The following is a 15,350-nucleotide window of genomic DNA, read 5'->3' as shown; positions in this document are numbered from 1 at the left end:
CGTTACCTCAGCTGATCCATTGGGACAAAGTCCATATCTTTGAATGTATAGTTTTCTCCCGCCATTGCCCAAATAAATGAGTAATTCGCTGTACCTGAGCCTGAATGAATGGACCATGCAGGTGAAATGACTGCTTCTTCATTTGCCACAACAAGATGTCTTGTCTCAGATGGCTCTCCCATAAAATGAAAGACCCGCGCATCCTCTTCGATATCAAGATATAAGTACACTTCCATCCGGCGATCATGAATGTGAGCGGGCATCGTGTTCCATGTGTTATTGGTTTCAAGCTGAGTGATGCCCATCATGAGCTGACAGCTTTGGATGCCGTCTGCATGGATGACTTGATACAGGCTTCGTACGTTGGAAGCAGCTGCTTCCCCTAAGTGGTTTGGTGTTAATTCAGCGATGGCTGCTTTTTGCGTAGGATACGCCCTGTGAGCCGTGGCTGATACTAAATAGAACTTGGCCTGCTCGCCTGATGAACTAGCGAACTGTACATCTTCGTGACCAAGACCAATATATAAGAAATCTTTATGCTCCAGCACAAAGGCCTCACCATCAACAGTGACCGTTCCTTGTCCGCCGACATTTACAATCCCGATTTCTCGTCTTTCAAGAAAATACTCCGTCCGTAAAAAGTCTCCGGCATCTAGTGTGATCGGCTCTGCTGCCGGCATGGCTCCGCCAATCACCACGCGGTCCTCATGCGAGTAATAGAGCTTTAATTCACCACTGACAAACAGCGTAGGAATATGAAAATGACGACGAAGTTCCTCTGTTGTAAAACGTTTGACCTGCTCAGGATGTACAGCATAACGATTTTCCATTTGGATAAGCCTCCCTTTCCATCTGAAACAAATATTGATATTTATTTGGTATCGGTTTCAAGGAAAATTCTAGAGGAAAAAGAGAGCGCCGTCAACCGTTAATTTGAAATCGCTTTCTCTTTCTCTGGTTAGACAAATTTTTGCCATCATCATGCAAAAAAATCTTCTGAAATGCATTCAATTATGATATGCTTTTTTTAAGTTTATTTGAAATCGGTTTCGAACCAAATGAGAAGATCAATTGTGGGAGTTTTTTGAATGAAAGAGAAAAAGCAAACGAAAGTCACCATTAATGAAGTTGCAGCTTATGCAGGGGTCTCAAAATCAACTGTATCCAGATATATCAATGGCAGAACAAATGAAATTTCTTCAGAAAAGGTAAAAAAAATCAAGAAAGCCATTGAGGAACTCCATTATCGTCCGAGTCAGCTTGCTCAAGGATTGAAAGTTAGAAAAAGCAAGGTCATTGGGTTTATTGTAGCCGACATTACGAATCCATTCTCTGTGGCAACACTTCGCGGGGTCGAAGAGATTTGTGATGAATATGGATACAGCATTATGGTGTGCAACACAGATAATCGTCCAGAAAAAGAACGGGAAATGCTCCTAAAGCTGAATGCACATTATATTGAAGGGCTCATCATCAATACGACAGGACAGAACAATGACATTCTGGAGGATTTTCAGAAAAATGGTGTGCCGATTGTTCTTGTGGACCGGAAGCTGCCTGAACTGAAAGTCGACACAGTGACCACGAATAACCGTGATATCACCATCCGGCTGCTTCAACAAATGTATGAGAAAGGCTATAATCATATCGCTTTCTTTACTGAGCCTGTCGATGGAATCAGCCCTCGTGAAGAACGAAAGGAAGCATATGAACAGACAGCTTTGAGTAAACATAAGAAGCCGATCATTGCAGAGATTGATTTAAAGCAAAAGGAACAAATGCGCGAAGAGATTGTCCGTTTTTTACAATCAAACGAACAGAAAAAAGCGATTTTAGCCGGTAATGGATTACTCATGCTGAAGCTGATTAGTGAACTTGTAGAGCTTGGGGTGAAGATTCCTAAAGAGATAGGCATTGCAGGGTTTGATGATACAGAATGGTATAAGCTGATTGGACCTGGAATCACAACGGTTGCCCAGCCATCTCATGAAATGGGGAAAGCAGCCATGCAAAAAATCAAGACACGGCTAGAAGGGGATGAAAGTGCGCCCCAAACCATTCAGCTTGATGGAGAAATCATTGTGAGGAAATCTTTATAAACGATAGGCAGAGAAGAGTATACATACGTGCATGCTCTCTCTTTTTCAACTGATTTGAAACCGGTACCGAGGAAGGGGAGAAATGAGTGAAAGCATTGGATGCGGTCACATTTGGGGAATCAATGGCGATGTTTTATGCAAAGGAAGCCGGAGAGCTTCATCAAGTGCATACATTCCAAAAGGCGCTTGCTGGTGCAGAGAGTAACGTGGCTGTCGGCTTGGCGAGGCTGGGCTTTCGTGTGGGATGGATGAGCAAAGTCGGAGCAGATTCACTTGGCACATTTATTTTAGAAGAGCTTCAAAAAGAGGGAGTCGATACAAGTGCAGTACTCCGTTCAAATGATGGGTCTCAAACGGGAATCTTACTTAAATCAAAAGTGATGGATGGAGATCCTGACGTCACGTATTATCGAAAAGGCTCTGCTGCGAGCACAATGAGTCCAAGCGACTTTCCCGCCGCCTATTTCAAACAGGCAGGCCACCTTCATATGACTGGTATTCCGCCTGCCTTATCCAGTGGAATGAGAGCGTTTTCTATTCGTGCTCTTCAAGAAATGAAAGCAGCTGGCAAAACCATTTCATTTGATCCAAATCTTCGGCTTCAGCTGTGGGAAGAGGAGGAAGATATGATTCATACGGTGAATCATATCGCTTCGCAAGTGGATTGGTTTTTTCCAGGGCTTGCAGAAGGGCAAAGGCTCACGGGTTATCAAGAGCCAGAAGAGATTGCAGATGTTTATTTGCAAAAAGGTGTCAAACTAGTGGTCATTAAGCTAGGGGCAGAAGGCGCCTTTTATAAAAGTGCAGCCGGTCAGGGAATTGTGAATGGCTTTTATGTGCAGGATGTCGTAGACACAGTTGGAGCTGGTGATGGATTTGCAGTGGGGGTCATCAGCGGCTTGCTTGACGGCTTATCAGATGAAAAATCTGTGACAAGAGGCAATGCGGTTGGGGCACTTGCAGTGATGTCACCTGGCGATAAGGACGGACTGCCTACCAGGGAGGAGCTTCAGGCTTTTATGAAAGAAGCCAAGCGATATCAAAGGCGGGAGTACATGAAAGGGGATGAGAGATATGGGAAAGTCAGCAAGTTTGAGCGTTAAAAAGCAGCTCGAGTCTTGTAAATTGATCGCAGTGGTGAGAGCGGATAGTGAAGCAGAAGGTATTGAAATGATTGAGCGTTTAAAGAAAAAAGGAGTCCGTGCCATTGAAGTGACGTATACCACGCCAAATGCTGAACGCATCATCGCATCCTTCCAAGAGGAACAGGACATCATTGTAGGAGCGGGAACAATTACGACGCTGGAGCAGGCACAATCAGCCATTGAGGCAGGCTCACAGTTTATCGTTAGTCCAGGATATCTTCCTATGATTGGTGAACATCTCTCATTTTACGACACACTCTATGTACCAGGTGTCCTCACCCCAAGTGAAATCATGCAGGCGAAAGCAGATGGCTACTGCTTGCTCAAGCTATTTCCAAGCGGCTCCTTCGGTTTATCCTATATGAAAAACCTGCAAGGTCCATTTCCAGAGATTGAATTTATTCCTACGGGCGGCATTCATCCAGCTGATGTTCCAAAGTGGCTCAAAGCAGGCGCGGTGGCTGTCGGTGTCGGAAGTCAGCTTGAAAGCAGTACAGCAGAGGAATTACAAGCCGTTCTTTCCTCATAAATACTTGTCAAACGAACAAACAATTAGCTCGTGGATGCCGGTTGTTTGTTCGTTTATCTGACATAACAGCAGATGAAATTTCAACTCTTCACGTACAATGTTCGTAAAGGAGTGATGGAAAATGTACATTCTACAAGATGAACTTACAGATGGACGAATTGACCAGCTGATCACCGCACATATAGAAGAGATGAAGGAGCATTCGCCGCCTGAAAGCATTCATGCCCTTGCATTAACTGATTTAAAAAAACAGGATGTCACGGTGTGGAGTGTGCGAGATGGAGAGGAGCTTCTTGGCTACGGAGCGTTAAAGGAACTGTCAAGTGAACATGGGGAAATCAAATCGATGAGAACCGCAGCCCTCCATATGCGAAAAGGTGTAGCGAGGTATATGCTGAATCATCTTCTCCAAGAGGCAAAACGGCGCGGGTATACACGTATCAGCTTAGAGACAGGGGCAATGGCTTTCTTTGAACCAGCAAGAAAACTATATGAGAGCGCTGGATTTCAGTATTGTCCGCCTTTTGGTACATATCAAGAAGATCCAAACAGTTTATTTATGACAAAGGAATTATAGAGGTTGAGAGAGTATGCTTATAAGCAGCTCTTTTTTTTATGCGGAAATAGTGGGAAGGAGGAGGACACGGTGAGATTATCTAAGTGGATTGGAATGGGCGCATTTTTCACATTTTGTGTGGTATCTGTCATCTTCTTAACGTTATTAGGTCAAGATTTATTTAAAATTGAAAGCGTTTCCGAAAAAGCGGAGTCAACGTATCAATATCATTTTGTTCTTGTACCGGAGGAACTTGATAACGAATATTGGCAGCTTGTACAAAAGGGAGCTGCGGATGCGGCAGACGTTCATCACGTATATCTAGAATATTTGGGCCCAAAACAGGCGGATGTAGACGATCATCTGAAAACCATTGATATGGCGATCGCTGGGCATGTTGATGGCATTATGACGCAGGGACTTGATGCTAAGAAATACAAACCGCTTTTTCAGAAGGCGAGGGAAAAAGACATTGATGTTGTCACCGTCGATACGGATGCAGAGGGGAGCAAGCGTCAAGTGTATGTAGGGACGGACAATTATTATTCAGGTTTTATCGCAGGACAGGCACTCATCGCAGATACAAAAGGTGAACAGTATGTAGGAATTGTCACAGGCAGGCTGGATGCCATTCATCAAAAGCTGCGCGTCAAGGGCTTTCGAGATGCCGTCTCTGCTGAAAAACGCATTCATATTGCTGGAATAGAAGAATCAGCCATTACGAAGTCAGGTGCCTCAGGTGCCGCTTATAAACTATTAAACGATCATGCAAAGCTCACCTCATTTTATGGCACAAGTGCATTAGATGGTGCAGGCATCATCCAAGCAATTGCACAGTATCGATCATCCACTGATTTTTATGTGCTTGCATTTGACACATTGCCTGATACGATTCAGGCGCTTGATGATGGGACAATTGATGCCGTCGTCGTGCAGCATCCTTATGAAATGGGCTATCAAGCGGTTGAATCGCTTGTTCGTTTGCAGAAAGGTGAAAAAGAAGAACCGCTCCAGTACACGGGAACGAGTGTGATCCGGCGCGGGGATCTGCCTCTTCAGCAAACAGACAGAAAGCAGGGGATGCAGCCATGAGAAAGATTCGAAGTAAGCTGTTATTAGCATTTTTAATCCTTGTGCTTCTTGGCAACGTAGCCGCTTTTTTTGTCTACTGGAGCAGTTCAAAAATCACATCAGAATATAGCCGGAGCTTCCGTTCTTTTCTCCTGCTCAATGATATATCAACAGAGGCGAAAACGATGTATGAAAAGGTTAATGCCTATGCCATTGAAAAGGATCGGAAGTTTGCCAAAGAATATCTTACGTCAAAACAGAAAATGAAATCATACGATCAAGCGCTGCGAAAGGATGCCGGTCTTCATGCGGCAATTCCTTCTATTGAAAAATATCAATATATGATGCGGACGCTCATCAATGAAAGTGATGCGACCATGACACATGTGAAAGAAGGGAAAATCGAAGAATATGCTGCAAGTGTGAAGGAAGTGAGAACCGTCTCCTCCTATATACAAGAGCAGACGATGACCCTGCTTGATGATGAATTGTCTGAGTATCAGATACTCTATCAATCTCTTCAAAAAAGACATCAAACCTATGCGTTCTTTACCTTATGCCTGTTTACGTTATCAATCGGGGTCGCCTTATGGATGGCGTATATGATTGCTGGCGGGATCTCAAGACCCATCGTTCATCTGTCCCGAAGTGTAAAAGAAGTATCAGAAGGAAATTTTGATGGAGCGAATTTGCATGTTACCACAAAGGATGAAATCTCTGTTTTAAATGAAGCCTTTCAGCGAATGCGGCAAGAGATGAAAATGATGATTGAAGAGATCAAACAAAAGGCAGCATTAGATCAAAAAATCAAAGACATGAAGCTAAAAACGCTGCAAAACCAAATGAACCCGCATTTTTTATTTAACACATTAAACATCGTTTCACGGATGGCTTACTTAGAATCAGCAGAAGCCACATCAAGGTTGATTCAATCCGTTTCCACGCTGATGCGGTATTCGCTGTCTGCTCTAAGTACATCCGTTACATTGGAACAAGAAGTGAAAGTGGTGAAAGAATATTTTCATATACAAGAAACGAGATTTGCCGATCGTATTACGTGCAAAACCTCCATCGATGAATCATGTTTATCTGTGCATATCCCAAGTCTTACCTTACAGCCGCTTGTCGAAAATGCCTTCATTCATGGCGTTGAACCAAAGGAGGAAGAGGGACTTGTTGAGCTCTCGATCTATCAAGAAGGCGGCTATGTGATGATTCAGATTCAGGACAATGGGATGGGCATCAATGAACAGGAGAAAGGAAGATTGCTGTCAGAAAAAGAAGAGGAAGATCCGATCATACTGAGTAAAGGCCACTCGACAGGAATCGGTCTTCGAAATGTAATGTCAAGACTGCGCTTGTTTTACGGGGTGCAAGATGCCCTTCAAATTGATTCAAAGCCAAACGAAGGCACCACCATACAATTGGCTATTCCGATAAAGGAGGGACCGGCATGCTGAACGTGCTGATTGTCGATGATGAAAAAATAGAACGGCTAGCGATGCGGAAGTTCTTAACCGAATGGCTTCCAGAGTGTCATATAGCGGGAGAAGCGGAAAATGGAAAGAAGGCGGTTGAATTCGTGCAGTCTGAGCCCATTCATCTTGTGCTCATGGATATTCAGATGCCTGGCATGGATGGACTGACAGCGATCAAACAGATCAAAGCAAGCAGTCCTCATACAAAATTCATTATGCTGACAGCCTACGATACATTCGATTACGCCAAGCAAGCGATGCAGGAAGGGGTGAAACAATACCTCGTCAAACCAGCTGACAAGGATGAAACCATCGCAGCCATTCGATTTGTAGCAGCAGAGATTCAGCAGGAGGCGTCTCTACGGCAGGAGGCAGCGGCCGATCAGCAGTCAAAGTGGCTTGAAGCGCATGTCATGAACGGTCAATCTTATACCGAAATGGAGTTTCAACAACTATTTTCCGAATATGAAGCAGGTCTTATCATTGCTGTGCAGCGGACAGAAGGAGATCAGCTGTTGATCGATTTACAGAAATCTGCACGATTTCATACGGTGCCGATTCAGATGGGGGGAGAACTGTTTACATGTCTCATTTATAGTCAGCAGGGACCAGGTCAGCTAAAGGCAGAGGTGCTGCAAGCCATTCGAGCTGCCATGACAAACGGTCAGCCTTCACCTGTCGTTGGCATAGGGCATCCAGTCTCAAACCCGCTTCATCTTCAGAAAAGTGCAGCAGAGGCGAAGCTTTCCTATTATCAGCGAAAAAAGAGTGGCGGCGTTGTTCGTTATGGCTTTTACCAAACAGAAGTGAAGCCCCGCCCATTGATTCATCTGCCGGAGCTTGCAGACAGCATGATGCAGGCGCTCGAGGAAGGGAGAAGAGAGGATGCGCTGGCTTTATTTGATGCCTTTGAATTAGAGGGGGCGGCGATTTCGCAGGTAAAAGAACTGCTGATTCTCTTCAAATCACGCCTCCGTACAGACCTATCGATATTGACAATCAGCACCGCTGCTGAATGCCGCCAGTGCTGTGAACACCTATTTGACGTGTATGAAGCGAGAACACAGACCATCAATGACATCGAGCGGGCAAAACGTTACATCAAAACGCATTATTGTGAACAAATCACACTTGAGCAAACGGCCGCTTATGTTGATTTAAGTCCAACCTATTTCACAAAACGATTTAAAGACGAGACGGGTCTGACATTTAAAGAGTATGTGACAGCCTGCCGGCTGGATAAAATCAAAAAGCTCCTCAAAGACAGTACGCTTAGCTTAAAAGAAATTACCTTTCAGGCAGGATATACAGATCCTAATTACGTCAGCCGTGTGTTTAAGAAGATGGTCGGCTGTTCACCGAAGGAATATCGAAAACAGGCCGTAAAAAAATGAAGAATTTCATAAAAAAGTGAAGAAGTTTGCCTGAAAAAAAGCAAGGATCTGCCATTATACTTATTTTGATAACGCTTACAAAATGGGGATAGGGGGATCAATTATGAAGTTCAAATTAGGCTTTACACTGCTGGCACTCTGTATGCTTATCGTCACTGCCTGCAGCTCATCGACGAATTCAGAGGCAAAAAAAGAAGGCGGAGCGGAGAAGCTCGAAATTTTCTCTTGGTGGACAGGAGCAGGTGAGGAAGACGGGCTGAAGGCACTCATTCAATTGTTTGAAGAGGAGAATAAAGACATTCCAATTGAAAATGCAGCCGTCGCAGGTGGTGCTGGTACAAATGCAAAGGCTGTCCTGACTAGCCGGATGCAGGGAAATGATCCGCCTGCTACGTTTCAAGTGCATGGCGGGGCGGAGCTGAATGAGAGCTGGGTCGCGGCAGGCAAAATGGAGCCGCTGGATGATTTATATGAAAAAGAAGGCTGGAAAGACAAATTTCCAAAATCACTGATTGATCTTGTCAGCAAAGATGGGAAAATCTATTCCGTGCCAGTGAACATTCACAGGGGCAATGTGCTTTGGTATAACAAGAAAGTATTTGATGATGCAGGCTTAGAGCCGCCAACGACATTTGATGAATTTTTCAAAACAGCAGATGCATTAAAGAAAAAAGGAATCACACCACTTGCACTTGGAGATAAGGAGCCTTGGGCAGCGACTCATTTGTTTGAAAGTGTTTTGCTGGGTGTATTAGGTGCAGATGATTATCAAAAACTTTGGGCTGGCGATATGAAAATGGATGACGCAAAAGTGAAGGAAGCGGCAGACATCTTTGGACGTATGCTCGAATACGTCAATGACGATCACAGTTCACGTAACTGGCAGGATGCCTCACAGCTCGTGGCAAAAGGAGAAGCGGCAATGAATGTCATGGGCGACTGGGCGAAGGGGTACTTTGTGAATGATCTTGATTTGAAGGTGAATCAAGACTTTGGATACGCGGCGACTCCTGGAACGGAAGGAAGCTTTATGGTGATCACCGATACATTTGGACTGCCAAAGGGTGTGAAACAGCCAGAAAACGTGAAGAAATTCTTATCCGTTTTAGGATCTGTGGAAGGACAGGATGCGTTTAATCCGTTAAAAGGATCGATTCCAGCACGTGTGGATGCAGATGTATCAAAATATGATGAATACGGAAAATCGGCGATGAAGGCATTTAAAGAGTCAAAACTGGCGCCGTCTCTTGCTCATGGCTCAGCTGCTGAAGAAGGGTTTGTGACAAAAGCGAATCAAGCCGTCAATATCTTCGTGACACAAAAAGACAGCAGTCAGTTTGTTTCATCTTTAAAAGATGCAATGAAATAAAGACGAAGGAGGCGGCGGCTAGGCACCGCCTCTTTTTTAAAAAGGAGTGTAGTTTCATGAGCATAGACACATCGCCGATGACAAAAACACCTGTGCCCAAAGTTAAACGTATGCGGAAAAAATGGAATGGAGACCAGCTGCTGGCGCTGCTCTTTTTAGCCCCGTCAGCAGTTTTATTATTCATCTTTGTTTACGGTTTTATCGGCTGGACAGGATATGTGTCATTATCAAACTGGACCACGCTTGTTCCTGATTTCTCTTTCGCAGGTCTTCGCAATTATGTCATGCTGTTTCAAGATTTCCGCTTTCAATCAGATCTTCGAAACACGGTCTTTTTCACTTTATTTTTTATTGGGGCTGTCATTATCTCTGGTCTTGCACTTGCGATTTTACTAGATCAGAAGATCAAGGGGGAATCTCTTTTTCGGAATTTATTCTTCTTTCCGATGGCCCTTTCCTTTGTTGTCACAGGAGTCGTATGGCAATGGATTTTAAACCCGTCAACTGGGGTAAATTTATTTTTGAAAACGCTTGGTATCCAGCCTAAGTGGTATACGGATACGAATATATTGGCCGGATTTGTCTGGGGGAAAATTGAGTTTGGTGTACCTGCGGCCATGATTGCTGTTGTGATTGCAGCTGTTTGGCAAATGACAGGCTTCTCTCTGGCGATGTATTTGGCGGGTCTGCGAGGAATTCCAGAGGAAGTAAGAGAGGCTGCTAGAATGGATGGTGCAACGGAGTGGCAGATTTACTGGAAAATCATTTTCCCTCTTTTAAAACCGATTACTGCAAGTGTTGTCATCATCATGGCTCACATTTCTTTAAAGATCTTCGATTTGATTTACTCGATGACAGGGCCGGGTGCGAACTTTGTCACGGATGTTCCGGGCGTGTATATGTTTGAAATGACCTTTAGAGGAAACCATTATGCAGGCGGTGCCGCCATTGCGGTTGTCATGCTGATCTCTGTTGCGGTCTTTATCGTGCCATATCTCCTGTCGAGCCGGAAGGGGGCTTCATCATGACAGCCAGATGGTTTGTCCGTCCAGTTCTTTATGCTTTATTGATTTTGTGCAGTCTCTTTTTTCTGATGCCTGTTTATGTCATGCTCGTCACAAGCTTGAAGCCATTAGGTGAAGTCACCCTTGAGCGAATGTGGTCGCTGCCATCTACTATTGATTTTTCAAGCTATCAAATCGCGTTTGAAAAGCTGGCGCCCAATTTAATGAATTCTCTTTATCTTGTCATTCCTGCTACTTTATTGTCAGCTGTATTAGGTGCAATGAATGGCTATGTATTATCAAAATGGCGTTTCAAAGGATCAGAAGTCGTCTTTACGCTGATGCTGTTTGGGATGTTTATTCCATATCAAAGTATTCTGATCCCGCTCATTCAATTTTTGCGTGAAGTCGGATTGTATAATTCAATTCCAGGGCTTGTGCTTGTCCATGTCGTATACGGGCTTCCGATCACAACACTCATGTTCCGAAATTTCTATGTGAGCATCCCAGATGAAATGATTGAATCGGCGAAAATGGATGGCGCAGGGTTTATCGGGATTTTCAGACATATGATTCTGCCGCTTTCGATCACAGGATTTGTTGTGGTGGCCATTTGGCAGTTCACAAATGTGTGGAATGAATTCTTATTTGCAGTCACGATGACCACTGCGGAGCATCAGCCGGTGATGGTTGCCTTGCAAAATCTATCAGGCAGTCAAATTGTGCAATGGAACGTCCAAATGGCAGGGGCGATATTGGCTGCGCTGCCGACCCTGCTCGTCTATATACTTCTTGGAAAATACTTTGTCAAAGGGCTTCTCGCAGGCTCTGTCAAAGGGTAAAATATTTTTTGTGTTATCGTTTTCATTCGGTGTACTGAAAGGATTGACTTCTCTTTAGATAGCGTCATAATAAAAGTTGAGACTTACTAGTTTTCATCAAGCTAGGTAAGGATTATCAAAGGGTAGCAAAGGGAGGAGTCATCCTGAATGAAGCAGTCACCAATTTTTTTACTGCCTGAATTGAAGGAGAGAATATGGGGAGGTACAGCCTTAAGGGATCAATTTGGCTATGATATTCCTTCTGATCAAACGGGAGAATGCTGGGCAATTTCTGCTCATCCAAACGGGCCAAGTGTCGTACAAGACGGTCCATATAAAGGGAAAACGCTGATCGAACTCTGGGACAATTATAGAGAATTGTTCGGGGGGATAGAAGGCGACCGCTTCCCGCTGTTAACCAAAATTTTAGATGCAAACCAAGACTTGTCCGTGCAAGTACATCCAGATGATGATTATGCGGAAAGACATGAAAATGGCGAGCTTGGAAAAACAGAGTGCTGGTATATCATTGACTGCAAAGAAGGAGCAGAAATGATCTATGGGCACAATGCAAGAACAAGAACTGAGCTTGTCACCATGATGAATAGTGGAGATTGGGAAGGTCTTTTGCGGCGGGTGAAGATTAAGCCTGGTGATTTTTATTATGTGCCAAGCGGTACCATTCATGCGCTTTGCGAAGGAACGCTTGTCCTTGAAACGCAGCAAAGCTCAGATACAACTTATCGCGTATATGATTATGAACGAAAAGACCAGGATGGCAATGAACGTGAACTTCATTTTGCGCAAGCGATTGATGTCACAACGGTTCCTCATGTAGATGGGTATGCAGATGAATCAGTTGAAACACGCCGGGGAGTGACCATTCGTACATTTGTCGAAGCAGAATATTTCTCTGTGTATAAATGGGAAATTGATCAAAAAGTAGAGCTTTCGCAGGATTATCCGTTTTTGCTATGCAGTGTGATTCATGGAGAAGGGTCTTTAGAGCATGACGGAAACACATATCCACTGCCAAAGGGCGCTCATTTTATTCTGCCGGCTGAAACAGGAAGCTTCTCAATTGAAGGATCTTGTGAACTGATTGTGTCGCATATATAAGGAAAAGAGGACTTCGAGGGGGTCCTCTATTTTTCTGTTGCATAAATGACTTGAAAGAGTACTTGTTTTTGTCGATAAAGAGATTAGTAGACTATTATGCAAAGTTAAGAGAGGGACAGGGAACGTGAAAAAAACCATCAAGATTATGTTACTCGCAGCTGCCTTTGGTATGACATTACACACGGGTAAAGAAGCGCAAGCAGCCTCCTATGTCGATCAATCCATTTATACGATGAACACCTCAAAAGTATTTACAACAGAAGCAGAAGTGAAAAAAGCAGTGGAAACACTGAAGAAAGACAAAAAGTGGACAGCCACTTATCAAACCTCAGGAAATACGTCGACCTATCAGCTCACTGCTTCAGGATATGATTCGCAAGCAGCAGCGAATGCAAGTGCAGCTGCATTAAAAAAAGAAGTGGGCATGAGCGGTACGGTGTCTCCAGTAGGTGACCGCCTTCCTTTACAAAAGATAGTATCTGATCCAGTTAATGATGAAAGTCAGGCGAAAAAGCTTTCACTCGAACTAACGAAAACATCAGGGCTCAATAGCTCCTATGAAGTCATCAATCAAAGCAAACCTTCTTATCAGGTCATATCAGGAGCCATTGATTCTGAAACGAAAGTGAAAAATATTCAAACCGAGCTGCAAAAGCAGGCAGGCGTCACCAGTACATACCAAACCGAAACGAAAGCTGGCACTGTGTATCAGCTGATTTCAAGCGGTATTGTTGGACAAAGTAAGGCGAATACCATTCTGCAAGGCTTTCAAAAGGCATCCGGCTTAACAGCAGTGCTTCAAACGGTGACAGCAGGTAAGCCGTATTACATCGTCACATCCGCTGCACAAGCGAACCAGTCGAAAGCACAGACGCTTCTTACTCAACTGCAAAAGGAAGCAAAGATCAGCGGGAAGATTCAAAAGACAGGTGCTTTAAAAAATGTCTACAGCTTGGAATCAGGCTATTTTAAAGACAACAAACAAGCAGCTTCAGCTGCAGCTCAGATTAAGAAACAAACCGGTGCTGCAGGTACTGTGCAGCGCGTGGGAAAAACAAAAAATTATATCGTGAAGCTCAATCAATTAAACGATACAGCTTACGCCAAAACGGTAGCTTTTTTCAAGAAAAAGAAATGGCGCTACACGTCCAAAAAGATTTCTTCTACACAGCCATATCAAGTCGTGACGGGAAACCTTTTAGGAGATGACCAAGTCAAAAAAGCAGCGGCTTTCTTCCAAAAGAAAAAAGTATCTGCGACAACGAAAAAAACTGGCAAGGTATCAGACAGCACGTATCGACTCGTGGTCAATCAAGCAGTGGACCAAGCGAAAGTGAATAAAGGTGCCGCCTACTTAAATACGCAGAAGCTGACAAGCAGCATAACCACAAGTAAGGGACAGGCTGTCAGCAAAACGTATAGTCTCAAAACAACACCTGTATTTGAACAAAGTAAAGTGAAACAGGCTCAAGAGATCATCAAGAAAAATGGCGTTGCCAGCAGTACAAAAACGCTGACAGAAGCGGTCAAGCAATACCGTATCACGACAGAGCCGACAGTGAATCAGACAAAACTGAATCAAGCACTCAGCTATTTGACGAAACAAAAAATGAAGGCCGCTGCTCAAAAAACAGGCGCAGCCGATTATGCTCAATATCAGATCAAAACAGGTGCCATCTCAACCGCTGCACTGCGTGATCAAGGCATGGCATTTTTCAAAAAACGGAATGAAACCGCAGCGTATACAACAGCAACGAAACCAACTTACAAAATCAACATTACGCAGCAATTTACAGGATTACCAACTGTAAATGAAGCCATTGCTTTTGTGAAAAGCCAATATGGCTGGACCGCCACAGCCGTAAAAATTAAAAATGGCCCAATGGTCATGCAAACGAACTACAACCTTACTGTCAATGAGATGGTCAACAAACAAATGAAGGTGTCACCACAGACAGATGGTGCGGCCTATGTCTATGCAGCATATGTAGACCAAGCAACATCGACAGTGAATACGGATGGCTTAAATGTCCGTTCTACACCTGATTCGAGCTCTGCAAGCAACATTGTGGCACAGCTCAATAAAGGAGCAAAAGTAAAACAGCTTGGGAAAGAAGGGAACTGGATCAGGATCAACCTCGGCTGGAGAAATGCAAGTGCAGCAGAGGTGCAAAAATATGTAGATCCAGCTAATATTGCAGAAGGCACGCAATCTTATTTTCAATTTCTGAAACTCTCTGAAGCTGCGAATCTCAATCCAGCAGAGGTCAATTCAAAGATTTTAGCAGGAAAAGGGATTCTTGCGGGTAAAGGACAGGCCTTTATTACAGCAGCAAAAACGTATCATATCAACGAAATTTATCTTATTTCTCATGCGTTGCTTGAAACGGGTAACGGAAGTTCCATTTTAGCGAATGGTACAATGTATAATGGAAAGAAAGTTTATAACATGTATGGCATTGGCGCATATGACAGCAATCCGAATTATCTTGGTGCAAAGTATGCGTATGAACAGCAATGGTTCACGCCAGAGGCTGCCATTATTGGCGGAGCAAAATTCATTGGCAACAGCTATATCAATAATGCCACATACAAGCAAGATACCATTTATAAAATGCGCTGGTCGGCTGCAGCGACTCATCAATATGCAACAGATATTGGCTGGGCTTCTAAGCAAGTCACTCGCATGTATAGTTTGTATAACCTGCTTGATGACTATACGCTGTATTACGATATCCCGGTGTATAACAAATAAAAAAACGTCC

13 protein-coding genes are annotated in these 15,350 nt (G+C 43.9%); 12 read left to right on the top strand and 1 reads right to left on the bottom strand.

The features are described from left to right. Nucleotides 1-2: 2 nt before the first annotated feature. Entirely contained in the window at nucleotides 3-830 is an 828-nt protein-coding gene (gene kduI / locus MHB69_RS17060; RefSeq protein WP_342495807.1) for a 5-dehydro-4-deoxy-D-glucuronate isomerase, read from the bottom strand. Between the two features lie 258 nt (nucleotides 831-1,088). Between kduI and MHB69_RS17055 the strand changes: the two genes are divergently transcribed. From MHB69_RS17055 to MHB69_RS17000, 12 genes are all read left to right on the top strand, one after another. Continuing rightward, on the top strand, nucleotides 1,089-2,099 hold the full coding sequence (locus MHB69_RS17055; protein ID WP_342495806.1) for a LacI family DNA-binding transcriptional regulator: 1,011 nt from the start codon (nucleotides 1,089-1,091) through the stop codon (nucleotides 2,097-2,099). A gap of 86 nt (nucleotides 2,100-2,185) precedes the next feature. Next, the gene (locus MHB69_RS17050) at nucleotides 2,186-3,202 is read left to right on the top strand and encodes a sugar kinase (RefSeq protein WP_342495805.1); all 1,017 of its coding nucleotides are present in this window, start codon (nucleotides 2,186-2,188) and stop codon (nucleotides 3,200-3,202) included. Next, nucleotides 3,174-3,773: a bifunctional 4-hydroxy-2-oxoglutarate aldolase/2-dehydro-3-deoxy-phosphogluconate aldolase gene (locus MHB69_RS17045; RefSeq protein ID WP_342495804.1), complete on the top strand. Its 600-nt coding sequence runs from the start codon at nucleotides 3,174-3,176 to the stop codon at nucleotides 3,771-3,773. The genes MHB69_RS17050 and MHB69_RS17045 overlap by 29 nt, the downstream gene beginning before the upstream one ends. Nucleotides 3,774-3,894: 121 nt before the next feature. Next, nucleotides 3,895-4,350, top strand: coding sequence for a GNAT family N-acetyltransferase (locus MHB69_RS17040; protein WP_342495803.1), 456 nt, complete (start codon nucleotides 3,895-3,897; stop codon nucleotides 4,348-4,350). A gap of 69 nt (nucleotides 4,351-4,419) precedes the next feature. Then, nucleotides 4,420-5,421, top strand: a complete 1,002-nt coding sequence (locus MHB69_RS17035; protein WP_342495802.1) for a sugar-binding protein — start codon at nucleotides 4,420-4,422, stop codon at nucleotides 5,419-5,421. Then, the gene (locus tag MHB69_RS17030) at nucleotides 5,418-6,860 is read left to right on the top strand and encodes a sensor histidine kinase (RefSeq protein ID WP_342495801.1); all 1,443 of its coding nucleotides are present in this window, start codon (nucleotides 5,418-5,420) and stop codon (nucleotides 6,858-6,860) included. Before MHB69_RS17035 ends, MHB69_RS17030 begins: the two co-directional genes overlap by 4 nt. Beyond that, on the top strand, nucleotides 6,854-8,272 hold the full coding sequence (locus tag MHB69_RS17025) for a response regulator (RefSeq protein ID WP_041115557.1): 1,419 nt from the start codon (nucleotides 6,854-6,856) through the stop codon (nucleotides 8,270-8,272). Before MHB69_RS17030 ends, MHB69_RS17025 begins: the two co-directional genes overlap by 7 nt. A 103-nt stretch (nucleotides 8,273-8,375) precedes the next feature. Then, nucleotides 8,376-9,641: an ABC transporter substrate-binding protein gene (locus MHB69_RS17020; RefSeq protein ID WP_065214845.1), complete on the top strand. Its 1,266-nt coding sequence runs from the start codon at nucleotides 8,376-8,378 to the stop codon at nucleotides 9,639-9,641. 56 nt (nucleotides 9,642-9,697) lie between these two features. Continuing rightward, entirely contained in the window at nucleotides 9,698-10,669 is a 972-nt protein-coding gene (locus tag MHB69_RS17015) for a sugar ABC transporter permease (protein WP_046313043.1), read from the top strand. Beyond that, nucleotides 10,666-11,487, top strand: a complete 822-nt coding sequence (locus MHB69_RS17010) for a carbohydrate ABC transporter permease (RefSeq protein WP_024426281.1) — start codon at nucleotides 10,666-10,668, stop codon at nucleotides 11,485-11,487. The genes MHB69_RS17015 and MHB69_RS17010 overlap by 4 nt, the downstream gene beginning before the upstream one ends. Before the next feature lie 147 nt (nucleotides 11,488-11,634). After that, nucleotides 11,635-12,585, top strand: a complete 951-nt coding sequence (gene manA / locus MHB69_RS17005) for a mannose-6-phosphate isomerase, class I (RefSeq protein WP_342495800.1) — start codon at nucleotides 11,635-11,637, stop codon at nucleotides 12,583-12,585. 124 nt (nucleotides 12,586-12,709) lie between these two features. Beyond that, complete coding sequence (locus tag MHB69_RS17000) at nucleotides 12,710-15,340, top strand: N-acetylglucosaminidase (RefSeq protein WP_342495799.1); 2,631 nt, start codon at nucleotides 12,710-12,712, stop codon at nucleotides 15,338-15,340. The last annotated feature ends 10 nt before the right edge of the window (nucleotides 15,341-15,350 follow it).

Origin of the sequence: Bacillus sp. FSL K6-0994, from assembly GCF_038630815.1 — a bacterium.
Lineage (GTDB): Bacteria > Bacillota > Bacilli > Bacillales > Bacillaceae > Bacillus > Bacillus safensis.
The sequence above is the reverse complement of the archived record's forward strand: the minus strand, read 5'-3'. Positions and strand labels throughout refer to the sequence as shown.

Coding starts and splice junctions, on each gene's coding strand:
- MHB69_RS17015 (WP_046313043.1), top strand. CDS start 9,698: ATGAGCATAGACACATCGCCGATGACAAAAACACCTGTGCCCAAAGTT.
- MHB69_RS17040 (WP_342495803.1), top strand. CDS start 3,895: ATGTACATTCTACAAGATGAACTTACAGATGGACGAATTGACCAGCTG.
- kduI (WP_342495807.1), bottom strand. CDS start 830: ATGGAAAATCGTTATGCTGTACATCCTGAGCAGGTCAAACGTTTTACA.
- MHB69_RS17030 (WP_342495801.1), top strand. CDS start 5,418: ATGAGAAAGATTCGAAGTAAGCTGTTATTAGCATTTTTAATCCTTGTG.
- manA (WP_342495800.1), top strand. CDS start 11,635: ATGAAGCAGTCACCAATTTTTTTACTGCCTGAATTGAAGGAGAGAATA.
- MHB69_RS17055 (WP_342495806.1), top strand. CDS start 1,089: ATGAAAGAGAAAAAGCAAACGAAAGTCACCATTAATGAAGTTGCAGCT.
- MHB69_RS17045 (WP_342495804.1), top strand. CDS start 3,174: ATGGGAAAGTCAGCAAGTTTGAGCGTTAAAAAGCAGCTCGAGTCTTGT.
- MHB69_RS17020 (WP_065214845.1), top strand. CDS start 8,376: ATGAAGTTCAAATTAGGCTTTACACTGCTGGCACTCTGTATGCTTATC.
- MHB69_RS17025 (WP_041115557.1), top strand. CDS start 6,854: ATGCTGAACGTGCTGATTGTCGATGATGAAAAAATAGAACGGCTAGCG.
- MHB69_RS17010 (WP_024426281.1), top strand. CDS start 10,666: ATGACAGCCAGATGGTTTGTCCGTCCAGTTCTTTATGCTTTATTGATT.